Consider the following 8,376-nt stretch of genomic DNA (forward strand, 5'->3'; position numbering starts at 1 on the left):
GTCACGCAATGTCTGGGCGGGCTGGGACTACCATGTCACGAAGAAGGTCGAACGACGCTGCTTCAGCGATGCTGAGCTGACGCAGCTCGGTGCGACACCGTGGTCGAGCCGCATGCCCTCTGCACGCACGGCAGCCGCAATCATCAATATTGCTGCCTACACAGGTATGAGACTTGGTGAAATCTGCAACCTGCGATGCGCCGATATCGAGATGATCGAGGGTGTCGCCTGTTTCCAGATCCGCCCGGACAGCGAGAGCGGATGGTCCCCGAAGACACAGGCAGGCACACGCATCGTACCGATCCACCCTGAGCTGATTGCAAAGGGTATTCTGTCTTTCATGAAGCCCGATCAGGTCTGGTTGTTCCCGGATCTGGTCGTCACGAAAACCGGCGACCGTTCGGCAAGCTTCTCTCAGGCCTTCGCGCGTCTCAGAAGCAGAGCCGGACTCCCCAGGGAAGTCTGTTTCCACAGCTTTCGACACACAGTCTCAACCAAGCTGCGCAACACCGGGCATGAATTACGGGAGATCTGGATTGACCGTCTCCTTGGGCATGAAGCGACGCATCGCAGCCAGGGGACCATGAACTATACCTCCGCGATTGACGTCCCTAACCTCAGGCGTGTTGTCGAAGCGATCAGTTACGAGACGCTTGATCTAGCAATTCCCGAAAAGTGAGCGGAGACACATCTTTAGACATCAGTTCGTCCGCTTTCGCCTCTTCTCGAACATCAATGTGCAGCCGCGAGCTTCTCCGAAGCGGACATGGCTCAAAGCTTGCACGAATTGGTAACCGTCAATCCCGGGGCGGTTCAGTCTTATGAGACTGAAATGACGAGGGCCTGTGCAGCAAGTGGCCTAAAGGCACAGAGCCAGACGTGCTTGTCATTCGATCAACTTTGCGACCAATGATATCAAACTGACAGACCTTGGTTATGATTGAAGGACAATCGGTGGAGGAGGTCAATTCGAGTTCATTGGACGAATTTATCGTCTCCGAAATCTTGGCGGGCACGCTTCAGTTCTTTGTCAGCGCAGGCTCTTTGTCAGCGCCTCCTTGACGCTTAGGTATAGTGCAGATCTGAACGCCTCGTCCTGGTTGTGAAGCTTGTAGAGTTCCAACTCCTCTTTCCGGCGTTTTAGCATGACTTCTTTCATAATTTTCTCAAATGCCAAGTTGCGGCTGTAGGGATCAGAATTTTCATCAAATTTCTTTTCGAAATCGGGGTGGGCCTGAACACTTTCAACGATGTTGAGAAACTTGATCCGTTGTTCTTCCGGGGTGGCGCTCCAGCCTTGAAACCAACGTTCATTGAAGCTTCGGATGATCTCTTCCAACGGGTCTTCCTGCACCACTCCTTCGCGATAGCCGCGGGGGGTGGGGTTCTGTGGATCTAGCTCGGCTTCTGAAGTGTCCAGGCCGATGGTCTGGTTTAGCTTTGTCCGCTCTAGCCCATATGACGAAAGGTCAACGGCCTCGAGAAGATCATCCAACGCATCCTGATTCGGGTCCTTGATGTTTAGCTTCGGGACCAGGAACTTCAGGAACCAGAAGAGCTTCTCCCAAGCCTCCACTTCGAACGGCATTATTGCAGCCATCTGGCCGTAGATCTTCACGAACTGCTTCGCTTTGATCTTGAAGTCGATCTTATCCTGGTCTTCCAGTTCCAGGCCGGTGTTGAAACGTTCGGCAGCCACGTCAATCGTGGGGCTGAGTTTCTCGGAATCTTCGCCGTCAAAGAACCTTTCGCAGAATTCCTCTACCTCTGACCATTCGTAGACGCCGACATCATCCAAAGATGCTTTCAGCTCGTGTAAGACGTTCACGTCCGTCGCCTCGGATAGGGTCGTCACCGTGAAGAAGGGGTCGAAGGCAGCCTTGATGTCCTCGGTCGAGTTAAAGAAGTCGAGAACGAACAGATCCTCGGTCCGTTTGCCGAGCTTGGGGGAGGACCGGTTCAAACGGGACAGGGCCTGGACTGCCAGAACCAACTGCAGTTTTTTGTCGACATACATCGCACAGAGCTTCGGCTGGTCGAAACCGGTGAGATACTTGTTTGCGACGATCAGCAGGCGGAATTCATCCTTGTCAAACTCGCTGCGGGTCTTGTCCTCAGGTACGCCATTCATCTCGGTCTCGGTGTACTTGACCCCATCGACCTCCTTCTCGCCCGAGAAGGCAATCAGCGCCTTGAACGGGTTACCGCGCTTGGCAAGCTCTGCCTGTACGGCCTTGTAGTAGCGGATCGCCACCTCGATATTCTGAGTTACGATCATCCCTTTGCCTTTGCCGCGCAATTTCTTGGGGTTGACCACCTTGTCGATGAAATTCTCGACCATGATCTCGGCCTTGGTGTTGATCGTCTGCTGACTCCGCTCGACATAGGCGCGAAGCTTCTTCTGCGCCTTGGATGTATCGAACAGGGGATTGTCCTCAGTGGACTTCTGGATCTCGTAATAGCCCTTGTAGGTCGTGTAATTCGCCAACACGTCGAGGATGAAGCCCTCCTCGATCGCCTGCTTCATGCTGTACAGGTGGAACGGGCGGAAGCGGCCGTCCGGCTGCTGCTCACCGAACTTCTCCAGGGTGATCGGCTTTGGCGTCGCGGTGAAGGCAAAGTAGGACGCATTGCCGCGCATTTTGCGGGCCTGCATGGCCGCCACGATCTTGTCCTGCGCGTCATCTTCGTCTGGGTCGCCGCCCATTGCCTGATTCATCTTGTCACTGGCGATGCCGCTCTGGCCGCTATGCGCCTCATCGATGATCACTGCGAAACGCTTGTCTCTCAAATCCTCTATACCGTCGATGATGAAGGGGAATTTCTGGATGGTCGTGATAATGATCTTCTTGCCGTTCTCCAACGCTGTCTTGAGGTCCGAAGATTTCAGCGCCGGGGCCACGATATTCTTGACCTCGGAGAAATCCTTGATGTTGTCGCGCAGCTGCTTGTCCAGCAGGCGGCGGTCGGTCACGACGATCACGCTGTCGAACAGCGGGGCGTCCAGCGCCTTGGCGCCGGGCAAGCCTGGTTTCGCAGGGTAGGTCTCAATCAGCTGGTAGGCGGCCCAGGTGATACTGTTGGATTTTCCCGAGCCAGCAGAGTGCTGGATCAGGTATTTATGCCCTACACCCGTCTGAGCGGCGTGGGATAGCAGGTTTCGGACCACATTCAGCTGGTGATACCGTGGGAAGATCAGCGTCTTGTTCGCCAGCGGGTCGGTCTTCTTGCCCTCCAGCAGGACGAAATGCTGGATGATCCCGGCAAGGCTCTCCGGTTGCAGAACCTCTTCCCACAGATAGGCCGTCTTGTGGCCCTTCGGGTTCGGCGGGTTGCCCGCGCCCTCGTTGTGCCCCTTGTTGAACGGCAGGAAGAAGGTCGAGGCGCCCGCCAGCTTCGTCGCCATCCACACCTCGTCGGTGTCGGCGGTCATGTGGACCAGCACGCGGCCAAAGCGCAGCAGGGTCTGGTTTGCATCACGCTCACGATACTGCTTCTGGCCGTGGTAGCGGGCGGTCTGATGGGTCCAGGCGTTCTTCAGCTCCAGCGTCACCAGCGGCAGCCCGTTGAGGAACAGCACCATGTCCACCGATTCATTCGGGTTGGCGGTGCTGTGATGGACCTGCCGCGTCACGCTCCAGATATTGGTGGCGAAGTTGTCGTGGACCTTTTGCGCCGAACTGGCCAGCGGAGCGGGATACATCAGGTGGAAATGCGCGTTGTCGACGGGCAGGCCCTTTTTCAGGACATGCAGCAGGCCCTTGGACTTGATCAGTTTGTCGAGCTGGCCAGTGATCTTGGCCTGCCAGTCGGCGGGGTTGTGCTGCTTGAGCTTGCCGAGGTCTTTGGATTGGGTGGCTTCGAGGAACTCCCAGAACTTCGCACGGTCGAGCGCGAGGGTCGCGTCGAAATCAGCGGGCTGGCCGATACGGATAGGGCCAGAGGCAATGGCCCCGGCGGCCAGCTCTTCGGAACTCGCGCCGCAAAGCCGTCTCTCGATGGCCTGTTCAAGGGCGATTTCCTTGGTGTTGCTGACCGCGACATTCATGGCGTTGCTTTCAAATGAGTTTCCGTCCCGCGCTGTTGAGGGGCCGGGCGTTTACAATACCTTGATCTTTCCAGTCACCGCCGCGTCGATCAAGCTTGTCTTGTATTCCCGCAATGCGGTGATTTGGGTTTGCTTTAGGGCGATGCCATCGCCAATCTGTTTCTTCGTTGTCTCAACGAATTCGACGATTTGCTTTTGCTCACCTGCCGGAGGGACGACCATGAAACGATGCGCGAGGTTGTTGAAACGAATGCGGACGGCGCGCTGGCGCACCGCATTGCAGATCACCTGAATATACCGAGCCAGCGCCATTTGGCGCAGGAGATTCGCGAAGTAATGTTGGGACAGCCCATCTTGGATCGGGTCACAGATGACGTATTCGGGGGTGCATTTCCCATCGGCCTCTGAGACGCCTATTGCCCCCTCAAAAGCATCCATGGAGTTCAGTACAAGCTGACCCATTCGGATGCCTTGATAACCGCCTTCGATGATGGCCTCGGTGAAACCTTCGAGGCGTCGGTTGGAACGGAGCGTGACCTGCCCGTCACGGAAAGAAGTTACGACTCCATCGCTGGGGCGAACTGGCAAACGGCTCTGCTCGAACAGGTATTTGAAGCGCTTCACCTCCCAATGCGCGGGGATCTGGCCGATCCAGTCGATGCCGCTATCCTTCATGGGAGCGTTGGGGTTCAGGCCGCGGGTGACGGCTTCTTGGATCAGGATCTGCCTGCGCTCGGCCAAGAGCCTGATCTGCGCCTCCTTAATCCGCACCGCCTCGTCAATCCTCGCGCATTTCCCGTCCAGAAACGCCGCGATGGCACGCTGTTCAGGAAGAGGCGGCAGTAGAAACGTGACGTCCTTAAGCTTGCTTCTGGACAGCTCAACAAAGGTTGTGCCTTGACCAGCAGCTTCGAGTTTTGGCTTGAGGGCCAAGATCAGCCAATACGCGAATTCACCAAAAATGTCTGTATTTGGCACCAGCCCCTTACAGCCTTGGTTAAAGCAAAGTCTGTCTGCCGCCACAGCTACGTGACCAATAGGAGCCCGTGCGGACAAGATTATTGTTCCTGCGGGCACGAACGTAGTGCCACAGCTCTTATAGCCAGATTCAGTGAGGTTTCGTTCGCCGCGGGAAATCACTCTCGAGCTCAGCTTCCCAAGATCAGCGGGGCCGACCCACGGAATTCCGCCATCCCAGAAGTGTGCAGTACCCGATGCTGGGGTGGCTCCATTGACGATGTCAAAGCAGTTCCAGATCTTCCGAGGCGACCACGTCGTGTCTGAAAGCACCCGCATCATTCCGCGGGCTCCAGCTTGGTCACGACCTCAACGCCGAGGATGTCGGCGATCAAACCATCAGCCTTTTCTTCCAGGGCCAGAATGTCTTGCGTCACTTCTTCAAGGCTGCGCAGCGGCTTGTGGCGGTAGAAGTACTTGTTGAAGCTGATCTCGTAGCCGATCTTCACGCTATCTAGGTTGATCCAGGCCTCATTCACATGCGGCTTCACCTCTGCCAGAAAGTAGCGGTGAATGTCGTCCTTCAAGGCCACGCTTTCCGCATCGCGCAGCTCTGCGGTGCTCTCATAGGTCAGGTAGCTGCCATCCTTCTGCCGATACCAACCGAAATCGGCCAGATCTTCCGCCGCACAGCCAAGATACGTGGTCAGCGCCTCAACCTCTGCGCCGGTCAGCTTATGCTTCTTGGCGACAACCTTCTGAGCGGTCTCGTCGTACCAGCTGACGGCGTTCAGGATGGCGTTTTTCTCGGTCACGCCCAGCTTGATCTTGCGCGCCTTGAGCGCGGCGTCGACCACCTTGCGGAAGGTGTTGAAGTCATTGGTCTCCTTAAGGCCCACATCGCCCATGATTTGGGTCGCCGTGGCCAGCAGATCGCGCAGCTTGACCCAGTAGTTGGTGTCGAGCAGCTTGGCCTTCGCCTTGGCGTTCAGGGTTAGCCCTGCTTCATCACACCACGCGGTGATCTGCTTGGCCTGCTCTTTCAGAAAGCCAAGCTGATAGACCTGATCCCCGTGTTCGTCATAGAGCCATTCCATGGGCTCGCGCAGGGACTTATCAAAGCGCAGGGGGGCGAGGCGTTCGGCGCTGAAACCCGCGCGACGGCGGTCCGGGCGTTCGATGGTGACTTTGTGATAGCCGAAATCCGCGTTGTCGAAGACTTGCACGGCGATGCCCTCCGGTTCGCCGGCCGCGTTGATCTGGCGCTCGACGGGGGCGAAGTTCAGGAAGGCCTCGGTGATCTGCTGGATATGTTCGTCCGAGAACTCGCAGTTCTTCTCGCCAAGGTTCTTGCGCAGCTTGCGGTACATGAGGCTGGCGTCGATCAGTTGGACCTGCCCACGCCGTGCCTCGGGCTTGGCGTTGGACAGGAGCCAGATGTAGGTGGTGATGCCGGTGTTGTAGAAGAGGTTGTTGGGCAGCTGGATGATGGTATCCAGCATATCATTTTCAATGATAAAGCGGCGGATGTTGGATTCCCCGCTGCCCGCATCCCCAGTGAACAGGCTGGAGCCGTTATGGACCGAGGCGATGCGCGAGCCCAACGGGCTGGCGCTGGTGGGTTTCATCTTGCTGATCATTTCCATCAGGAACAGCAGCTGGCCATCTGATGAGCGCGGGGTGGCATCCATCGTTTCGACATTGCCCCAGTAGTCGGCCAGCTTGACCTGAAAACGGGGATCAATGACGTCCTTGCCGTCTTTGATGTACTTCACCTCGCTGTTCCAGCTTTTACCATAGGGCGGGTTGGACAGCATGAAGTCAAAGCGGTTGGCGGAGAATTCATTGGTGGAGAGGGTGGAGCCCACGCGGATGTTTTCAGGGTTATTGCCCTTGATCATCATGTCGGATTTGCAGATCGCGTAGGTCTCGTCGTTGACCTCTTTGCCATAGAGGTAAACGTCCCCTTGGGCATGCAAAGGGCCATCTGCATCCGTGATATAGTTCTGAGCCTCGGTCAGCATGCCGCCTGACCCGCAAGCCGGATCGTAAATCGTCAGAATCCGAGGCAGACGGTCCTTTATCGGGTCGAAAAGCAGGTGCGTCATAAGGTGGATCACCTCGCGCGGGGTGAAGTGTTCCCCTGCCTCTTCATTGTTCTCTTCGTTGAACTTACGGATCAATTCCTCAAAGACATATCCCATACCCAGATTAGAGAGGCCTGGAAGCGTGTTGCCTTCCGGATCCTCAATGTCATTCGGAGTGAGGTTGACCCAGGGAGAGACGAATTGCTCAATGACGTCCAGAAGCACCTGCTTATCCGCCATATGGCGCATCTGTTCGAACAGCTTAAAGCGACCGATGATCTCTTTGACGTTGTCACTGAAGCCGTCGAGGTAATCCTCGATATTGGCAAGGAGGATCTGCTGGCTGTTGGTGGCGGTGCTGTGAAGCTTCTTCAAGGTCCATTGGCTGGTGTTGAAGAAGACGTAACCAGAGGCATCCTTGAGCGGCTCATCGTCAAACTCCGTCGCGCCAATCTCGTCTTTTTGGTACCGGACCTCTTTCAGAACGGCGTCCTTGGTCGGCTCGAGCAACGTGTCAAGGCGACGGAGCACAACCATCGGCAGGATCACATCGCGATACTTGCCTCGTACGTACACATCACGGAGGCAATCGTCGGCAATGCGCCAGATGAAGGAAACAAGGCGGCTGTGGGACGTCGGGTTCAATGTGGGCCTCAAAAGTTGATGCGAGGGCAATAGCCCTTTGACGACTACTCTCAAGGACTTGGTTCTGCAATCAGCCTTGGGATGGGCTCTGTCGCCCGTTGCTCCGCTTGTTGCGGCGTAAAGGAGACCCCACTTAACTTCACGTCGCCCGGGGACGAAGTGGAGGACTGAACGTCACCGAGATCTGCGGTCATGTCTGCTTCCAAGCGCTCGCGACGTGAAGCGGACAGACCGGTTTCCCCCCGTCCCGGACGATGAGTTCCGGTATGTCTCCTTATGCGGTGATCTACTTCGGATAGATTATATTATCGGAAGTAGGGGGGTGAGGGGAAAACGGCGGCGGGTGGGCCGAAAAGCGTGCCTCAGAGGCGCAGATCATCGCACTGCCTACACGGGTGATATCACGTTAACTGACGGGACTTAGTCGAAGCCTGTAAATTAGGTATTCAGGCGCTGAGAACGGTTGTGCTGTTCCATTGAGTGAAGGCCCTGATCCGATAGATGTGCCGGAATAGAGCTGTGTTGATGGAAGCGGGTGGAACGAAGAGGTTACGGACAGCGGAGAAGACGGAGACGAAGCGCTGACAGAGGTGGTCCCCTCTGTTCGGACAGTTTTATGGCTCTGCTAAGCTATAGCCG

At 56.4% G+C, this 8,376-nt stretch carries 4 protein-coding genes; 1 reads left to right on the forward strand and 3 read right to left on the reverse strand.

Going from position 1 to position 8,376, the window contains the following annotated elements; genetic code table 11:
• The coding region (locus AA105894_RS06815) for a tyrosine-type recombinase/integrase (protein WP_267311056.1) at positions 1-679 on the forward strand (679 nt) is incomplete at its 5' end.
• Between the two features lie 351 nt (positions 680-1,030).
• On the opposite strand, the gene AA105894_RS06820 is transcribed toward AA105894_RS06815, so the two are convergent.
• From AA105894_RS06820 to AA105894_RS06830, 3 genes are read right to left on the reverse strand one after another with little or no spacing between them, the layout of a single operon-like run.
• Positions 1,031-4,048 (reverse strand): type I restriction endonuclease subunit R, encoded by a 3,018-nt coding sequence (locus AA105894_RS06820; RefSeq protein ID WP_267311057.1) that lies wholly within the window; start codon positions 4,046-4,048, stop codon positions 1,031-1,033.
• Between the two features lie 51 nt (positions 4,049-4,099).
• The gene (locus tag AA105894_RS06825; RefSeq protein WP_306414307.1) at positions 4,100-5,347 is read right to left on the reverse strand and encodes a restriction endonuclease subunit S; all 1,248 of its coding nucleotides are present in this window, start codon (positions 5,345-5,347) and stop codon (positions 4,100-4,102) included.
• Entirely contained in the window at positions 5,344-7,737 is a 2,394-nt protein-coding gene (locus tag AA105894_RS06830; RefSeq protein ID WP_267311058.1) for a type I restriction-modification system subunit M, read from the reverse strand. The genes AA105894_RS06825 and AA105894_RS06830 overlap by 4 nt, the downstream gene beginning before the upstream one ends.
• Positions 7,738-8,376: the final 639 nt, after the last annotated feature.

Origin of the sequence: Asaia spathodeae NBRC 105894, from assembly GCF_025994195.1 — a bacterium.
In the GTDB taxonomy this organism is placed as follows: Bacteria; Pseudomonadota; Alphaproteobacteria; order Acetobacterales; family Acetobacteraceae; genus Asaia; species Asaia siamensis.

Coding starts and splice junctions, on each gene's coding strand:
- AA105894_RS06820 (WP_267311057.1), bottom strand. CDS start 4,048: ATGAATGTCGCGGTCAGCAACACCAAGGAAATCGCCCTTGAACAGGCC.
- AA105894_RS06825 (WP_306414307.1), bottom strand. CDS start 5,347: ATGATGCGGGTGCTTTCAGACACGACGTGGTCGCCTCGGAAGATCTGG.